Source organism: Micromonospora sp. NPDC002717 (assembly GCF_040295705.1).
Classification (GTDB): Bacteria; Actinomycetota; Actinomycetes; order Mycobacteriales; family Micromonosporaceae; genus Micromonospora.
Map to the genome: position 1 here is coordinate 1 of NZ_JBEOVW010000099.1, position 1,046 is coordinate 1,046.

Consider the following 1,046-nt stretch of genomic DNA (forward strand, 5'->3'; position numbering starts at 1 on the left):
GTGAGCGGCATGGGCGTGACGGATCATTGAGCGGTGATGACGCCTGCCGCGCTGCCGGCCGACCCCGGTGCGTTCTCGTTGGCCGTTCCGCCGCTGTTTGCCGCGCTGGCTCCGGCGCGGAGCATCCTCATCGCCGGAGCGGGCGGGGGGTTCGACGTGTACGCCGGCCTGCCCTTGGCATTCGCCCTGTGGCGCGGCGGCGCACAGGTGCACCTGGCCAGCCTGTCCTTCTCCGAACTCGAATTGATCGACCGGAACGCGTGGGTAGCGGAGCACGTCGCGGCGGTGCAGCCGGACACGACCAGCCCGGACTGGTACTTCCCCGAACGGACGCTCGCCCGGTGGCTGGCAGCTCAGAAGCTGCCGTCGACCGTGTACGCCTTTCCGCCGCTCGGTGTCCAGCCGTTACGGGCGGCGTACCGGCACCTGGTCGAACAACTTGACATCGATGCGGTGGTGCTGGTCGACGGCGGCACCGACGTCCTGCTGCGCGGCGACGAAACCGATCTCGGCACCCCGGTGGAAGACATCACCAGCCTGGCCGCCGTGGCCGCGCTGGACATGCCGGTCAAGCTGGTGACCAGTCTCGGCTTCGGCATCGACGCCTACGACGGCGTCAACCACGTCCAGGTGCTGGAGAACCTCGCCGCACTCGACCGCGACGGCGGCTACCTCGGCGCCCTGTCCATCCCCGGTTCCAGCCGGGAGGCCGCGCTGTACCGCGATGCCGTCGCCGACGCCCAAGCCGCCACCCCGGACCGGCCGAGCATCGTCCAAGGACAGATCGCCGCCGCCACCAGCGGCGCGTTCGGAGACATCCGGTTCACCCGGCGCACCGGCGGCGGCGACCTGTTCGTCAACCCGCTGATGGCGATCTACTTCACCGTCGACCTCGACAAACTCGCCGCCCGATGCCTGTACCTCGACCGCATCGAAAACACCATCGGCAGACGACAGGTCATCACACGCATCCAAGCGTTCCGCGACGAACTCCTCAACGCACGCATCCCCCGCGCGTTCCCCCACTGAACGGCCGGACGGCGGCA

General features: G+C 69.3%; 1 protein-coding gene. It reads left to right on the forward strand.

All coding sequences use genetic code 11. The features are described 5' to 3' along the window. Positions 1–36: 36 nt before the first annotated feature. Positions 37–1,029, forward strand: coding sequence for a DUF1152 domain-containing protein (locus tag ABT006_RS35035; protein WP_350712759.1), 993 nt, complete (start codon positions 37–39; stop codon positions 1,027–1,029). Positions 1,030–1,046 lie beyond the last annotated feature (17 nt).

Excerpts from the sequence above, each read along its gene's own strand:
- ABT006_RS35035 (WP_350712759.1), top strand. The coding sequence starts at position 37 with ATGACGCCTGCCGCGCTGCCGGCCGACCCCGGTGCGTTCTCGTTGGCC.